Source organism: Marmoricola endophyticus, assembly GCF_014644415.1.
GTDB lineage: Bacteria > Actinomycetota > Actinomycetes > Propionibacteriales > Nocardioidaceae > Marmoricola > Marmoricola endophyticus.
This window is the reverse complement of the sequence record NZ_BMKQ01000001.1, coordinates 359,538-374,456: the sequence shown is the minus strand read 5'-3', so window position 1 is coordinate 374,456 and position 14,919 is coordinate 359,538. Positions and strand designations below refer to the sequence as shown.

Here is a 14,919-nt window from a genome sequence, read left to right as displayed (position 1 = left end):
GCACGTTGCCTCACCGTGCCGGGAGCTGGTCCGGCGACCACCGGCGGTGTCGGCGACGGGTCTCGTCGGCTAGAAGATGATGTCGCCGGACTTGCGTCGCGCCCGGAGGAGCTTGACCGCCTCGTCGAGGATCGACTCGGCCTCGGCGTCGGAGCGGCGCTCCTTCACGTACGCGAGGTGGGTCTTGTACGGCTCGATCCTCGGCGCCGGCGGAGGGTTCTCGCTGTCGAGGCTGGCGGGCAGACCGCACCGTGGGCAGTCCCACGCGTCCGGCGCCTGCGCCTCGACAGAGAACGCGATCAGCGTGCGGTGCTCGTTGGAGCAGTAGTACGTCACGTCCTGCCGCGGGGCCGTCTGGCCGCGCTCGGCCTCGCCCATCGGACCGGCTCCGACCCGGCTTCCCCTGATGGCGTTGCCGCCCCCCACCCCTGCAACCACGTCGTTCGTGTCCTGTCCGTGAGTACCGAGTCGGCTAGCTGCCGGCCCGGAGGAGCAGCCCGAGGCCCACGACGCAGACGAACCACAGCACGCCCGCGCCGATGGTGATCCGGTCGAGGTTGCGCTCGGCCACTGAGGAGCCGCCGAGGCCGCTGGACATGCCGCCGCCGAACATGTCGGACAGGCCACCGCCACGCCCCTTGTGCAGCAGCACCAGGAGGATCAGCAGCAGGCTGGTCAGCACAAGCAGGACCTCGAAGACGATCACCACGGCGTCAACCCTACGTCACCGGTGAGCGCCGTCCTCACGACACCGCGGGGAGTGCGTAGTACCGGCAGATCGCCGCGAACTCCGCCGGGTCCAGGGAGGCGCCGCCGACCAGAGCACCGTCGACGTCGGGCTCGTCCATGATGCCGACGACGTTGCCGGACTTCACCGACCCGCCGTACAGGAGCCGGATCGACTCGGCCGCCTCGACCCCCACCGTCTCCCGGATCCGACCGCGGATGGCCGCGCAGACCTCCTGCGCGTCGTCGGGCGTGGCGACCTCGCCGGTCCCGATCGCCCAGACGGGCTCGTACGCGATCACCAGCGACGCGACCTGTGCCGGGTCGAGCCCCGCGAGCGACCCGTCGACCTGGTCGAGGGTGTGCTCGACCTGGCGGCCCTCCTTGCGGACCTCGAGGCCCTCGCCCACGCAGACGATCGGCGTCATCCCGGCGGCCAGCGTGCGCAGCGCCTTGGTGTTGACCAGCCCGTCGTCCTCGCCGTGCAGCTCGCGGCGCTCGGAGTGCCCGACGATCACGTAGTCGCACCCGAGCTTGGCCAGCATCGCCGCGGACACCTCACCGGTGTACGCACCGGACTCGTGCGCCGAGACGTCCTGCGCGCTGTAGCCGATCCGCAGCCGGTCGCCGTCGATGAGCGTCTGCACGCTGCGCAGGTCGACGTACGGCGGCGCGACGACCACCTCGACCTGCCCGTAGTCGTGCTTCTTGTCGCTCAGCGTCCAGGCGAGCTTCTGCACCAGGACCACGGCCTCCTGGTGGTTGAGGTTCATCTTCCAGTTGCCCGCCATCAGCGGGACCCGGCCGGCGGTGGTACGTGCTGCCATGTGCTCAGTCCTCCAGGACGTCGATGCCGGGGAGGGCCTTGCCCTCGAGGTACTCCAGGCTTGCGCCACCGCCGGTCGAGATGTGGCCGAAGGCCGACTCCTCGAAGCCGAGCTGGCGCACGGCCGCGGCGGAGTCCCCCCCGCCGACGACGGACAGGCCCTCGCACTCGGTCAGGGCCTGGGCCACCGCGCGGGTGCCCTCGGCGAACTCGGGCACCTCGAAGACGCCCATCGGGCCGTTCCAGAACACGGTGCGCGCACCCTTCAGCGCCGCGGCGAAGGCGCGGCCCGCGTCGGGGCCGATGTCCAGGCCGAGCTTGTCGTCCGGGATCGCGTCGGCGGGTACGACGCTCGCCTCGACGGCTGCGCCACCGGACGGGAAGGACGAGGCGACGACGACGTCGCTGGGCAGCACGATCTCGACCCCGGTCTCCTCGGCCCGCCGCAGGTAGTCGCGGCAGGTCTCCACCTGGTCCTCCTCGAGCAGGCTCTGGCCGACCGAGTGGCCCTGGGCGACCAGGAAGGTGAACAGCATGCCGCCGCCGATCAGCAGCTTGTCGGCCTTGCCGAGCAGGTTGTCGATCACCGCCAGCTTGTCGGAGACCTTCGAACCGCCGAGGACGACGACGTACGGCCGGTCCGGGTCCTCGGTCAGGCGGCGGAGCACCTCGACCTCGGCCGCCACCAGGCCGCCCATCGCGTGCGGCAGGCGCTGGGCGACGTCGTACACCGAGGCCTGCTTGCGGTGCACCACCCCGAACCCGTCGCTGACGAACGCGCCGTCGTCACCGACCAGGGAGGCCAGCTCGTCGGCGAACGCGCCTCGCTCGGCGTCGTCCTTGCTGGTCTCGCCGGCGTTGAAGCGGACGTTCTCCAGCACGGCCACGTCGCCGTCGCCGAGCCCGGCGACGACCGCGCGGGCGCTCTCCCCCACCGTGTCGGTCGCGAAGGCGACCTCGGTGCCGAGCAGCTCGCCGAGCCGCTCGGCCACCGGGGCCAGGGTGTACGCGGGGTCCGGCTCGCCCTTCGGGCGGCCCAGGTGGGCCAGGACGACGACCCGAGCCCCCGCGTCGCGCAGTCCCTGGATCGTGGGCACACTCGCACGCACGCGCCCGTCATCGGTGATCCGCGACCCGTCGAGCGGGACGTTCAGGTCCGAGCGGACCAGCACCCGCCGTCCAGTGAGGTCGCCGAGCGACTCGATCCCGTTGCCCTGAGGCGCCGTCTCCTGCGCCACGTCGCTCAGAGGTCCGCGCCGATGTAGCTGATCAGGTCGGCGAGGCGGTTGGAGTAGCCCCACTCGTTGTCGTACCAGCCGACGACCTTGACCTGGTTGCCGATCACCTTGGTCAGCGGCGCGTCGAAGATGCACGACGCCGGGTCGGTGACGATGTCGGTGGAGACCAGCGGGTCGGTGGAGTAGCGCAGGAACTTGCCGTCCGCCGCCTTCTCGACCGCGGCGTTGACCTCCTCGACGGTGGTCTCGCGGCCCGCCTCGAAGGTGAGGTCCGTGGCCGATCCGGTCGGGACCGGCACGCGCAGGGCGTAGCCGTCGAGCTTGCCCTTGAGCTCCGGCAGCACCAGGCCGATCGCCTTGGCGGCGCCGGTCGAGGTGGGAACGACATTGAGCGCGGCGGCGCGGGCGCGGCGCAGGTCCTTGTGGATGTTGTCCTGGAGGTTCTGGTCCGCGGTGTAGGCGTGCACCGTGGTCATCAGGCCCTTGACGATGCCGAACTCGTCGTTGAGCGCCTTGGCCATCGGGGCCAGGCAGTTGGTGGTGCACGAGGCGTTGGAGATGACGGTGTGGGCAGCGGGGTCGTACGACTCGTGGTTGACGCCCATCACGATCGTCACGTCGTCGTTGGTCGCCGGGGCCGAGATGATGACCTTCTTCGCACCGCCCGAGTCGACGTGCGCGCGGGCCTTGGTCGCGTCGGTGAAGAAGCCGGTGGACTCGACCACCACGTCGACGCCGAGGTCGCCCCAGGCGAGGTTGGCCGGGTCGCGCTCGGCGAAGGTCTTCACGACCTGGTCACCGACGCGGATCTCGTCGTCGCTGGCCGTCACGTCGGCGTCGAGGCGGCCGAGGATCGAGTCGAACTTCAGCAGCGGCGCCAGCGCCTTGTTGTCGGTCAGGTCGTTGACGGCGACGATCTCGATGTCGAGGCCGGATGCACGCACGGCGCGGAAAAAGTTGCGGCCGATGCGGCCGAAGCCGTTGATGCCTACGCGAACAGTCACAGGGGATCTCTCCTGGCTAGTGGACTCGGTACGACGACCCTAGCGTCACCGGGTCGGCGGCCGGAACGTACGGGCGAGTAGCGACCACATCCGGTTGGATCGTTCCAAGATGTGAGACGACCGTCACTGTCACCATGGCCCGATGGACCGGGGACGGCCAGCGACCCTCGCCCGGCCCGGCGCAGCCCGGGTCGGTGTCCTGGCCGCGCTCCTCGTGCTCGCCCTGGTCGTCACCACGGTCGTCGTGCTCCTGCGAAGCGGCCAGGACGACGTGCCCACGGGCGGGTTCGACGGCATGGACGGACCGGTCTCCGGTCGACTGACCGACACGCTGCCGGCCCCGCGCGCTCGATGGACACGCTGTCCCCAGCTGAGAGGTGGAGTCGATCCGGGCCGGCACGGTCTGCGGTGTGCGCGACTGCAGCTCCCTCTCGACTACCGCGACCCGGACGGACCGACGATCGGCGTCGTCGTGTCGCGGCTGTCCTCCGGTACGGACCGGCCGATCCTGGTCTCGAACCCCGGCGGCCCGGGCGCCACCGGCCTGTTCAACTCTCTCGGCGTCGACGGTGCCACGGGCGGCCGGCTGCGCCGGCACTACGACCTCGTCGGGTTCGACCCGCGCGGCGTCAACCGCTCCGCCCCGGTGCGCTGCGACCTCACGCCCGACTTGACCCGCTCGCAGACCGGCGCAGTGCTCCCGAGGTCGTTCGCGGAGGACCTCGCAGCAGCGCGAACGGTCGCCGCCCGGTGCGAGCGCGGCGCGGGCCAGCGGTTGGCCCACGTCGGCACGGCGGACGTGATCCGCGACCTGGAGATGATCCGTCGGGCACTGGGGCGAGAGCGGCTGTCGATCGTCGGCACGTCGTACGGCGCCGACCTCGCGGTCGGCTACGCGACGGCCTACCCCGACCACACCGGCCGCGTGGTCCTCGACAGCCCGTCGGACCCCACGCGTCCGTGGTACGAGGTGCGCCGGGAGCAGGGCCCGGCGGCGGAGGCACGGTTTCGCCAGATCACGACGCGCCTCGCCGCCCAGAACGGCCGGTGGCACCTCGGGTCGACCGCCGTAGAGGTGCGCGCGACGTACGACCGGGTGGCGAACGACCTGGCGCGCCGACCGCGCCGGATCGCCGGTGAGCGCGTCGACCGTGCGGCGCTCGAGCAGGCCCGCGTCCTGCCCGCGCTGGGCGACGACGCCGCGGTGCCGGCGCTCGCGGCGACGCTGCAGCTCCTCGCCGGAGCTCCGGGGGCACCGTCGTCCGCGGAGCTCCTGCGCCGCCTCGGCAAGGTCGACGGCGACGACGGCGGTCCGGTCAACGGCCAGGACACCGAGCAGGCGGTGGACGCCGGGCTGGCCGTCCGGTGCGCCGACGACCGCTGGCCGCGCGACGTCGCCACGTATGCCCGGTGGCTCACCGACGACGCCGCAGCCGCCCCGCTGACCAGGGGCGCATTCGCTGCGCCCTCGCCCTGTGCGTTCTGGCCCTCGATCGCGCCGAGCGGCTCCCGGCCGACGCTGACCGACCGCGGGTGGAGCGGGCGACCCAACGTGCTGGTGCTGCACCACCGCTCGGACTACCGGTCCCCGGCTGCGGGCGTACGCCGGCTCGTGAGGGCGCTGGGTGCACGCGCTGTCCTGGTGGACCGAGCCGGACCGGAGCACGTGGTGCTCGGGTCGGACCGGTGCGGCACGCAGGCGCTGACGAGCTGGCTCGTCGACCGCGAGCCGTCGATCAGCTGTGGCGGCTGACGCAGGAGCTCAGTCCTCGGCGAGCATCTCCGCCGTCAGCGAGGCCTCGGTGTCCGGGACGCCGAGCTCCTCGGCCCGCTTGTCGGCCATGGCGAGCAGGCGGCGGATGCGCCCGGCGATGGCGTCCTTGGTGAGTGCGGGCTCGTGCAGCTGACCGAGCTCCTCGAGGGAGGCCTGCTTGTGGTCCAGGCGCAGTCGACCCGCCTGGTGCAGGTGGTCGGGGATCTCGTCGCCGAGGATCTCCAGCGCGCGCTCGACACGGGCCCCGGCCGCGACCGCCGCGCGCGCCGAGCGGCGCAGGTTGGCGTCGTCGAAGTTCGCCAGTCGGTGCGCCGAGGCCTTGACCTCGCGGCGCATCCGACGCTCCTCCCAGGCCATCAGCGTCTCGTGGGCACCCAGCCGGGTCAGCAGCTCGCCGATCGCGTCGCCGTCCCGGATCACGACCCGGTCGACGCCGCGGACGTCGCGCGCCTTGGCGGAGATGCTCAGTCTCCGGGCCGAGCCGACCAGTGCGAGTGCGGCCTCAGGGCCCGGGCAGGTGACCTCCAGGGAGGACGAGCGCCCGGGTTCGGTCAGCGAGCCGTGGGCGAGGAAGGCGCCTCGCCAGGCGGCGACGGCGTCGCAACCCGAGCCGGAGACGACCTGCGGCGGCAGTCCCCGGACGGGCCGCCCGCGCTGGTCGATCAGACCGGTCTGGCGCGCGAGGGACTCGCCCTCGCGGGTGACCCGGACGACGTACCGACTGCCCTTGCGGATCCCGCTGCCCTGGACGAGGACGACGTCCGACTGGTGGCCGAAGACGTCGGCGATGTCACGCCGCAGCCGACGGGCCGCCGCTCCGGTGTCCAGCTCGGCCTCGACCACGATGCGGCCGTTCGCGATGTGCAGACCGCCGGCGAACCGGAGCATCGCGGAGACCTCGGCCTTGCGGCAACAGGTCTTGGTGACCGGTGTGCTTGCCAGCTCCGCCTTCACCTGTGCGGTCATCGCCACGTTGCCGTTCGCCTCCACTGCCGTCGACGTGCCCGGGTCCGTACGGCCCGCAGGAGCACATCGACACACCTTATGACGGCCTCAGAACTTCCGCATAGGCGCGGGCCAGCTTGTCCGGATCGTGCTGACCGGGTACGCCTCGCCGTGCGACGTCGGCGAGGACGAGGGCCGCACCGAGGTCGTGGGCACGGGCCTCGAGCCGACCGGGATCGGCGACCGACCCGCGGTCGGCCACCACCACGTCGATGCGCAGGTCGGGAGCGTGCCGGACGAGCGCGTCGAGGTGGCCGACCGGGTCCAGGCCGTCGGTCTCCCCCGGCTGCGCGACGAGGTTGAGGTTCACCAGTCGCCGAGCGCTGGTGGTCACCACGGCGTCCCGCAGCGCGGGCACCAGGAGGTGCGGGATGACGCTGGAGTACCACGAGCCGGGACCGAGGACGACCCAGTCGGCGTCGTCCACGACCGCGAGCGCCTCGGGGCACGCCTGGGGGTCGGACGGCTCGAGCGCGACCGACCGGACCGTGCCGGGCGCCGTCGCGACCTGGACCTGGCCACGGACCCGGACCAGTCCCGCTCCGTCCGACACCTCGGCCGTGATGTCGAGCGGCGTCAGCGACATCGGCAGCACGCGGCCTTGCGCGCCGAGCAGACGTCCCACCCAGTCCAGACCCGAGACCTGGTCGCCCAGCAGCTCCCAGAGCGCGACGATCAGCAGGTTGCCGACCGCGTGGCCGTGCATCTCGCCCTCGGAGTCGAAGCGGTGCTGCAGCAGGCGGGCCCAGGTCTGACCCCAGTCGTCGTCGCCGCACAGCGCGGCCAGGGCCATGCGGAGGTCCCCGGGCGGCAGCGAGCCGAACTCGTCGCGCAGCCGGCCGGACGAACCGCCGTTGTCGGCCACGGTGACGATCGCCGACAACGACCCGGCGACCTGACGCAGCGCGCTGAGTGAGGCGGCCAGCCCGTGACCGCCGCCGAGCGCGGCCACCTTCGGCCCGGCGAGGACCCGTGCCGCAACGTCCCGCGAGCCGCCGTAGCCACTCACTCTCGACCCAGGTCCCGGTGCGTCGCCCGTGCGTCGAGGCCGAGTGATCGCAGACGCGCCGTGATCTCCTCGGTCATCGCCACACTGCGGTGCTTGCCCCCGGTGCACCCGATGGCGACGGTCATGAAACGCTTCCCCTCGCGCAGGTAGCCCTCGCTGAGCACCTCGACGACCGGCACGTACCGCTCCAGGAACCGCTGGGCCTCGGCGCGGTCGGTGACGTAGTCGGCGACCTCCGTGTCGCGCCCGGTCAGCGCGCGCAGCTCGGGCACCCAGTACGGGTTGGGCAGGAACCTCATGTCGGCGACGAGGTCGGAGTCGACGGGGATGCCGTACTTGAACCCGAAGCTCACCACCGTCACCTGCAGCCGCAGCCGCTCGGGCGCCCCAAGGGCCCGCGAGACCCGGTTCTTCAGCTGGTGCACGTTGAGGCTCGTCGTGTCGACGACCAGGTCCGCGTCACCGCGCAGGGAGGCCATCACGGCCCGCTCGCGGCGGATCCCGTCGAGCAGGCGGCCGCTGCCCTGCAACGGGTGCGGGCGGCGCGCCGCCTCCTGGCGCCTGACGAGCAGGTCGTCACTGGCCTCGAGGTAGACCAGCGTCGTGCGCCGCGACGGGATCCCGAGAGCCAGGTGCTCCTGGAGGGTCTCGAAGAAGGCGCCGGCCCGGGTGTCGACCACGACCGCGACGGGCTGCTCCCGGCCGCGGCTGTGGTCCACGAGGGCGACGACGTCGTCGACGAGCTCGGGCGGAAGGTTGTCGACCACGAACCAGCCGAGGTCCTCCAGCTCCTTGGCCGCCGTGCTGCGTCCGGCGCCGGTCATGCCGGTCAGCACCACCAGCTCGCCCAGCGGCTCCTCGGGCGGGGTCGGCTGCTCACCGGCCGGGTCGGGGGGCGGCGTCCGGTCCATCAGTCCTCCTGGATCTCGCCGGTGGCGGTGTTGACCGAGACCGGGCCGCTCCCGCGCTGCTCGACCGCGTCGGCGATCAGGGTGGCGGTGCGGGCGCCGATGCCGGGGACCTCGGCGATCTCGTCCACCGTGGCCGAGCGCAGCTTCTTCAGCGACCCGAAGTGCCGGATGAGCGTCTTGCGGCGAACCTCGCCGAGGCCCGGCACGTCGTCGAGCAGGCTCTCGACCATCGTCTTGGACCGGCGCCCGCGGTGGTGCGTGATCGCGAACCGGTGCGCCTCGTCGCGGATCCGCTGCAGGAGGTAGAGGCCCTCGGAGGTGCGCGGCATGATCACCGGATCCTCCTGGGAGGGCACCCACACCTCCTCCAGCCGCTTCGCCAGCCCGCAGACGGGAACGTCGTCGATGCCCAGCTCGTCCAGCGCCCGCTGGGCGGCCGCGACCTGCGGAGGCCCGCCGTCGACGACGACCAGGCCGGGGGCGTACGCGAACTTGCGCGGCCGCCCGGTGTCGGGGTCGACCAGCATCGGACCCTGCGACCCGTCCTCGTCGGCGTCGTGGACCTCGGGTGCGTCGGCCCGCTCGTCGAGCAGGCGTCGGAACCGCCGGGTGATCACCTCGTGCATCGAGGCGACGTCGTTCTGGCCGTCGACGCCGCGGATGACGAAGCGGCGGTACTCGCTCTTGCGGGCCAGCCCGTCCTCGAAAACCACCATCGACGCCACGACCTCCGTGCCCTGGAGGTTGGAGATGTCGTAGCACTCGACCCTGAGCGGGGCCGTCTCCAGGTCCAGCGCCTCGCGGATCTCCTCCAGCGCCCGGTTGCGGGTGGTGAGGTCGCTGGCCCGCTTCGTCTTGTGCAGCGCGAGCGACTGCTTCGCGTTGGCGGCGACCGTCTCCTGCAGCGCCTTCTTGTCGCCGCGCTGCGGGACGCGCAGCGTCACCCGGGACCCGCGACTCTCGGTGAGCAGCTCCTCCCAGGTCGCGGCGTCCTCCGGCAGCGCCGGGACCAGGATCTCCCGCGGGATCGCGGATCCCGTCTCACCGGCGTACAGCTGGAGCAGGAAGTCACCGACCAGGTCGCCGGTGTCGCCCTCCTCCACCCGGTCGGCGACCCAGCCGCGCTGACCCTTGATCCGCCCGCTGCGCACGTAGAACACCTGGACGGCGACCTCGAGCGGGTCCTCGCACAGCGCGAGCACGTCGGCGTCGGTGCCGTCACCGAGCACCACCTGCTGCTTCTCCAGGGCACGGTTGAGCGCGCCGAGGTCGTCGCGCAGCCTCGCCGCCTTCTCGTAGTCCTGGGCCTCGGAGGCGGCGTACATGTCCTTCTCGATGCGGCGTACGAAGGCATTGGTGTTGCCGGCCATGAAGTCGCAGAAGTCGTCGACGATCGCCCGGTGCTCGTCCTCGCTCACGCGTCCGACGCACGGCGCCGCGCACTTGTCGATGTAGCCGAGCAGGCAGGGGCGACCGATCTGGGCGGAGCGCTTGAAGACCCCGTTGCTGCACGAGCGCATCGGAAAGACACGCAGCAGCAGGTCGACCGTCTCGCGGATCGCCCACGCGTGGGAGTACGGGCCGTAGTAGCGGGTCCCCCGGCGCTTCTTGCCGCGGCCGACCATCACGCGCGGGAAGTCGTCGCCGTACGTGACCGCGAGCCACGGGTACGACTTGTCGTCGCGGTACTTCACGTTGAAGCGGGGGTCGTACTCCTTGATCCAGGAGTACTCCAGCTGGAGCGCCTCGACCTCGGTGTTGACCACCGTCCACTCCACGCTCGCGGCGGTGGTGACCATGGTCGCCGTGCGCGGGTGCAGGTGCGCGATGTCCTGGAAGTACGACGAGACCCGCGAGCGCAGGTTGATCGCCTTGCCGACGTAGACCACGACGCCGCTCGGGTCCCGGAAGCGGTAGACTCCCGGTTGGGTCGGGATCGACCCCTGCGCCGGGCGGTAGCTCCTCGGGTCGGTCACCCCTCCACCCTACGGAGCCCCTCGGACACAACGCCGTGGCACCTCGCGCCGGTCACCTGCCGGGTCGAGTGGTGCCTCCTACCGGGCCGAGTGGTGCCTTCCTCAGGTGCATCGACCGGGAGAAGGCACCACTCGGACCAGCAGGACCGACCACTCGACGAGCAGGTCAGGCGCCGACGATCTCGTTCCCCGACACGGTGACCGCGACTTTCTCGAGGCCCTTCTGGGCCGGGCCCTGCTTGACCGAGCCGTCCTCGATCGAGAAGCGGCTGCCGTGGCACGGGCAGTCGATCTCGCCGTCGGTGACCTTGGTGACGCTGCAGCCCTGGTGCGGGCAGATCGGGGAGAAGGCCTTGAACGTGCCCTCCGTCGGCTGGGTGAGCACGATGCCCGGGTCGTCGAGGATCACGCCACCGCCGACGGGTACGTCGGAGGTCGCCGCGATCTTCTGCCCGGAGGACGGCTTCTCGGCCTCGGTCTCGTCCCCTCCGAGCGGTCCACAGGCCGCGAGCAGCGGCAGCGAGACGCCGCCGACGCCGAGGACGGCGGCGTGGCGGACGAGGGTGCGGCGGTCGGTGCCGACGATCCGGGCCGGCTGGGGGGCGTCGCTCACGGGCGGTCTCCTTGGTCGCTGGGCGGCCAGCGTAGGTCGCCGGTCTGTGACTCCCCTGAGACGACTACCCTCGCCTGCTGTGTCTGTCCCCTCCACCGTTCGGTTCCGTCGCTGGGTCGCGATCGGCGACTCCTTCACCGAGGGGGTCGGAGACCCGGATCCCGGCCGGCCCAACGGTGTCCGCGGCTGGGCCGACCGGGCGGCGGCCGTGCTGGCCGCGGCCGACCCGGACTTCGGCTACGCCAACCTCGCCATCCGGGGCCGCAAGCTCGGCCCGATCCTGACCGAGCAGGTCGAGCCCGCGCTGGCGCTGGAGCCGGACCTGGTCAGCGTGTACGCCGGCGCCAACGACGTGCTGCGGCCGCGGGTCGACCTGGACGCGATCGTCGGCGCGTACGACGCCGCGCTCGGGCGCCTGGGCTCCTCCGGCGCGCAGCTGGTGGTCTTCACCGCGTACGACCCGGGTGGTGCGCCGGTCTTCGGCGCGCTGCGCGGCAGGTTCGCCACGTACAACGAGCTGGTGCGGGAGGTCGCGGAGGCGCGGGGGGCGACGCTGGTCGACTTCTGGCGGATGCGGGCCTACCGCGACCAGCGGATGTGGGCCGAGGACCGGATGCACATGTCCTCGGCCGGGCACCAGCAGATGGCCACCGCCTTCCTCGACGCGCTGGGGGTGGCGCACGACCTGCGTCCCCTGCCGCTGGAGGACCCGGTCGCGGCCAGTGGCGCCCGGCGACGCGCCGACGCCGCGGCCTGGCTACGTCGCGACGCCGTGCCCTGGGTGCACCGGCGTCTCACCGGCCGCTCGTCCGGCGACGCGCTCAGCCCGCGCTGGCCGTCGTACGCACGCCCGGAGGGCTGAGCCGGGTCAGAGCCGCGGCAGCCGGACCAGCGGCGGGCTGACCTCGACCGCCGTCGACGTCACCGTCGCGCTCGTCGAGCCGGACCGGCCGGTCACCGCGACCTGCAGCCGGTGGCCCTGCGCGCTGCGCGGCGGCGTCCAGCTCGAGGCCGTGGACACGGTCGTTCCGTCGAGCGTCCACCGGTAGGCGAAGGTCGTGCCCGTGGGCCAGGTCCCGGTCGTGAGCCGCGTGGGCTGCCCGGTCCGCACGGTCGGCGTGACGGTCACCGGCCCCACGGCCGAGACCTGGGCGGCCGTCGCCGAGATGCTGTCGACGTGGACCGCGAGCCCGCCCGACGGGCTCGTCCAGAACTGGCCGGCACGGAACGCGAGGGTGCTGCCGTTCGAGCGGTACTCCGTACCGGTGGCCCCGCCGTCGTCGTACGGGCGCTGGACGACCACGCCGGTCCGGTAGAGGTACGGCAGCCCCTGGAGCCTCAGGTTCTCGGTGTACGCCGCTCCCGCGTCGGTCCCGGTGCCCGAGCGGTAGTCCACGTAGTAGGTGGACCCGTCGGTCGGGTCCTCGAGCCGCAGGCTGCGGACGCCCGTGGTGTCCGACCGCGGTGCCAGCGTGGCCGTCGTCCCGGTGGCGATCTCGCCGGTCCGGGTGATCGCGTTGGCGACGCGGTACGGCGTCCCCAGCGCGGTGAGCTGGTTGACGTCCGACAGCCCGGCGCCCATCACGTCGTAGATGCCGGCGTAGTTGCCGTCGCAGCCGTCGCTGGTGCAGTCCACGTTGGCGTGGGCGAAGCCGTAGTTGTGTCCCATCTCGTGCGCCAGCGTCCCCTCGCGCAGCGTCGGGTCCGAGGTCGCGACCAGGTAGCCGCCGCTGGCGAAGGTGGAGCCCACCGTGCCGAGGCCGAGCGCGCCGGCGTCGGAGCAGCGCGTCGGGACCTCGATCACCAGCTGGTCGGAGGTGTTCGGGCGGTAGGCGGTGATCTGCCGGCGGGCCTCGTTGACCAGGTTGGTGAAGGCGGCGCCGCCGTCGAGGCCGCACGCGGTCTGGGCGCCGGCGGCGCTGGTCGCGTAGCTCTTCACCGTGGTCGGCACCGTCTGCACCGCCGTGCCCTCGGACTGGGCGCGCCAGTAGTCCGCGACCGCGGACGCCGTGTCGAGCAGGTCGGCGTCGGTCGCGGTCCCGGAGCCGAGGTTGGTCGGCTTGGCGATGTAGACCTTATGGGCGGTGACGGCGGGAGCGGCCTGCGCCGCAGGAGCGGACACCGTCGACGTCACGACCGGCAGCGCCAGGGCGCGGCTGCCCGCGAGGGCGAGGACGCGACGGCCGGTCGTGCCCGTGGCGGCGTACGTCGTCGAGCGCGGCGCCTGGCCGCGCGAGACCAGCACCCGGCGCACCGGGGCCGGCACCGCCACCGTCCCGCGGAACCGGCTGTGCGGAGCGGGCGGCCGAGCGAAGCTCGTGGCGACCGGGACCAGGTCGCCCCCCGCCAGCTGGACGGCCCAGGTCGGCCTCACCGCCGCGGTCCCGCGGGCCTGGTCCGGGGCGATCCGGACCAGGGTTCCCGAGATCGTCAGGCGTGGTCCGGCGGTGTCTGCGCTCGCCGACGGCACGGTGGCGAGCCCACCGGCGAGCAGGACCGCGCCCAGCGCAACGAGGGTGAACGGGCGACGAGTGGACACGGGATCCTCCGGTGGGACGAGCGGTGACGGCAGGGAAGTGTCTCCCGCCGGATGCCCGGTGTCACCTGATCGATCCGGATCGTGTCAGCCCCAGACCTCGTCCGCGGTCTCCACCACGAGACGCAGCTTGGCCCGCTCCTCCTCGATGCTGAGGTCGTTGCCCTCGACGGTGGAGGAGAACCCGCACTGGGGCGAGAGGCACAGCCGCTCGAGGTCGACGTACCGGCTCGCCTCCTCGATCCGCCGCTTGAGGTCGTCCTTCTCCTCGAGCTCCGGTCGCTTGGACGTCACCAGCCCCAGGACGACGAGCTTGTCGTCGGGGACGTAGCGCAGCGGCTCGAAGCCACCGGAGCGCTCGTCGTCGTACTCGAGGAAGAAGCCGTCGACGTCGAGCTGCCCGAACAGCGCCTCGGCGACGAAGTCGTAGCCGCCCTCGGCCGCCCACGCCGAGCGGTAGTTCCCACGACACATGTGGGTGGTCACCGTCAGCCCGTCGGGACGGTCGGCGAGGGCGGCGTTGATCTGCCGGATGTAGCGCTCGTGCTGGTGCTCGGCGTCGCGGCCCTGGGCGTCCAGCTCGGCGCGCTGGGCCGGGTCGTTCAGGTAGGCCAGGCTGGTGTCGTCGAGCTGGAGGTACGTGCAGCCGAGCTCGGCGACGCGTCGTACCTGCTCGGCGTACGCCGACGACAGGTCGGCCCAGAACTCGTCCTCGTCGGGGTAGACCTCGCGGTCCAGCGCGGCGGCGCCGCCGCGGTAGTGGACCATGCTCGGCGAGGGGATGGTCAGCTTCGCCGTGCCCGAGCCCGCCTCGTGGACCGTGTCGCGGAGGAAGGCGAAGTCGTCGCCGAAGATCGTCTCCCCCAGCCCGACCTTCCCGTCGATCACGAGGGCGGCGGAGCTGAACGAGCGGTCCTCGGCCGCGTTGCGCATCCGCACCTCGAGCCGGTCCTCGGTCCGCGTGACGCCGTGGAGGGCGTAGATGAAGTCCATGTGCCAGGACGTACGACGGAACTCGCCGTCGGTGCGGGTCTGCAGCCCGACCTCCTCCTGCAGGCGTACGACCTCACACACCGCCTGGTCCTCGGCCGCCCGCAGGCCGGCGTCGTCGAGGCGACCCTCCGCGTGCTCGGCGCGGGCGCGGAGCAGCTCCGGTGGCCGGAGCAGGCTGCCGACGTGGTCGGCGTGGAACGGGGGTGTGGTCCGAGGCATGTTCGTCAGCCTAGGACCGGGTGGCCTGTAGTCGCCCTCGACGCGCGCCTCGCTGGGTCTCGACGTCCTCCCTCGCCGGAGCTCGGTCG

The 14,919-nt window shown here is 72.5% G+C and carries 14 protein-coding genes; 2 read left to right on the top strand and 12 right to left on the bottom strand.

Annotated elements, in window-relative coordinates:
* Nucleotides 1-69: 69 nt before the first annotated feature.
* Genes IEX42_RS01870 through gap form a run of 5 tightly spaced genes read right to left on the bottom strand, consistent with a single transcriptional unit; the run spans nucleotide 70 to nucleotide 3,794 of the window.
* The gene (locus IEX42_RS01870) at nucleotides 70-426 is read right to left on the bottom strand and encodes an RNA polymerase-binding protein RbpA (RefSeq protein ID WP_188780822.1); all 357 of its coding nucleotides are present in this window, start codon (nucleotides 424-426) and stop codon (nucleotides 70-72) included.
* A 46-nt stretch (nucleotides 427-472) separates the two neighbouring features.
* On the bottom strand, nucleotides 473-706 hold the full coding sequence (secG, locus tag IEX42_RS01865) for a preprotein translocase subunit SecG (protein WP_444543249.1): 234 nt from the start codon (nucleotides 704-706) through the stop codon (nucleotides 473-475).
* Nucleotides 707-743: 37 nt separating this feature from the next.
* Nucleotides 744-1,553 (bottom strand): triose-phosphate isomerase, encoded by an 810-nt coding sequence (gene tpiA / locus IEX42_RS01860; RefSeq protein ID WP_229660509.1) that lies wholly within the window; start codon nucleotides 1,551-1,553, stop codon nucleotides 744-746.
* A 4-nt stretch (nucleotides 1,554-1,557) separates the two neighbouring features.
* A complete protein-coding gene (locus IEX42_RS01855; RefSeq protein WP_308422189.1) occupies nucleotides 1,558-2,790 on the bottom strand; it encodes a phosphoglycerate kinase in 1,233 nt (410 codons plus the stop codon).
* A gap of 5 nt (nucleotides 2,791-2,795) precedes the next feature.
* Complete coding sequence (gene gap / locus IEX42_RS01850) at nucleotides 2,796-3,794, bottom strand: type I glyceraldehyde-3-phosphate dehydrogenase (RefSeq protein ID WP_188777731.1); 999 nt, start codon at nucleotides 3,792-3,794, stop codon at nucleotides 2,796-2,798.
* Nucleotides 3,795-3,936: 142 nt separating this feature from the next.
* On the opposite strand from gap, the gene IEX42_RS01845 reads away from it, so the two are divergent.
* A complete protein-coding gene (locus IEX42_RS01845; RefSeq protein WP_188777729.1) occupies nucleotides 3,937-5,547 on the top strand; it encodes an alpha/beta fold hydrolase in 1,611 nt (536 codons plus the stop codon).
* Nucleotides 5,548-5,556: 9 nt separating this feature from the next.
* Here the strand turns inward: IEX42_RS01845 and whiA are convergent, their stop codons facing one another.
* From whiA to IEX42_RS18035, 5 genes are all read right to left on the bottom strand, one after another.
* Nucleotides 5,557-6,540, bottom strand: a complete 984-nt coding sequence (gene whiA, locus IEX42_RS01840) for a DNA-binding protein WhiA (RefSeq protein WP_188777727.1) — start codon at nucleotides 6,538-6,540, stop codon at nucleotides 5,557-5,559.
* 70 nt (nucleotides 6,541-6,610) lie between these two features.
* Nucleotides 6,611-7,582 (bottom strand): gluconeogenesis factor YvcK family protein, encoded by a 972-nt coding sequence (locus IEX42_RS01835; protein ID WP_229660508.1) that lies wholly within the window; start codon nucleotides 7,580-7,582, stop codon nucleotides 6,611-6,613.
* A complete protein-coding gene (gene rapZ / locus IEX42_RS01830) occupies nucleotides 7,579-8,493 on the bottom strand; it encodes an RNase adapter RapZ (RefSeq protein WP_188777725.1) in 915 nt (304 codons plus the stop codon). Before rapZ ends, IEX42_RS01835 begins: the two co-directional genes overlap by 4 nt.
* Nucleotides 8,493-10,469: an excinuclease ABC subunit UvrC gene (gene uvrC, locus IEX42_RS01825; protein ID WP_188777723.1), complete on the bottom strand. Its 1,977-nt coding sequence runs from the start codon at nucleotides 10,467-10,469 to the stop codon at nucleotides 8,493-8,495. The genes rapZ and uvrC overlap by 1 nt, the downstream gene beginning before the upstream one ends.
* Nucleotides 10,470-10,635: 166 nt before the next feature.
* A complete protein-coding gene (locus tag IEX42_RS18035) occupies nucleotides 10,636-11,082 on the bottom strand; it encodes a Rieske (2Fe-2S) protein (protein WP_188777721.1) in 447 nt (148 codons plus the stop codon).
* A gap of 79 nt (nucleotides 11,083-11,161) precedes the next feature.
* Here IEX42_RS18035 and IEX42_RS01815 point away from each other — a divergent pair, with 79 nt between their 5' ends.
* On the top strand, nucleotides 11,162-11,944 hold the full coding sequence (locus tag IEX42_RS01815) for an SGNH/GDSL hydrolase family protein (protein WP_229660507.1): 783 nt from the start codon (nucleotides 11,162-11,164) through the stop codon (nucleotides 11,942-11,944).
* Nucleotides 11,945-11,950: 6 nt separating this feature from the next.
* Here IEX42_RS01815 and IEX42_RS01810 read toward each other — a convergent pair whose 3' ends face one another.
* Nucleotides 11,951-13,621, bottom strand: coding sequence for a metallopeptidase domain-containing protein (locus tag IEX42_RS01810; protein ID WP_188777719.1), 1,671 nt, complete (start codon nucleotides 13,619-13,621; stop codon nucleotides 11,951-11,953).
* Nucleotides 13,622-13,705: 84 nt separating this feature from the next.
* Nucleotides 13,706-14,830 (bottom strand): 5-methyltetrahydropteroyltriglutamate--homocysteine S-methyltransferase, encoded by a 1,125-nt coding sequence (locus IEX42_RS01805; protein ID WP_188777717.1) that lies wholly within the window; start codon nucleotides 14,828-14,830, stop codon nucleotides 13,706-13,708.
* Nucleotides 14,831-14,919 lie beyond the last annotated feature (89 nt).

Bases quoted from the DNA above. Each gene is read 5' to 3' on its own strand.
- tpiA (WP_229660509.1), bottom strand. From the start codon at position 1,553: ATGGCAGCACGTACCACCGCCGGCCGGGTCCCGCTGATGGCGGGCAAC.
- IEX42_RS01805 (WP_188777717.1), bottom strand. From the start codon at position 14,830: ATGCCTCGGACCACACCCCCGTTCCACGCCGACCACGTCGGCAGCCTG.
- rapZ (WP_188777725.1), bottom strand. From the start codon at position 8,493: ATGGACCGGACGCCGCCCCCCGACCCGGCCGGTGAGCAGCCGACCCCG.
- IEX42_RS01845 (WP_188777729.1), top strand. From the start codon at position 3,937: ATGGACCGGGGACGGCCAGCGACCCTCGCCCGGCCCGGCGCAGCCCGG.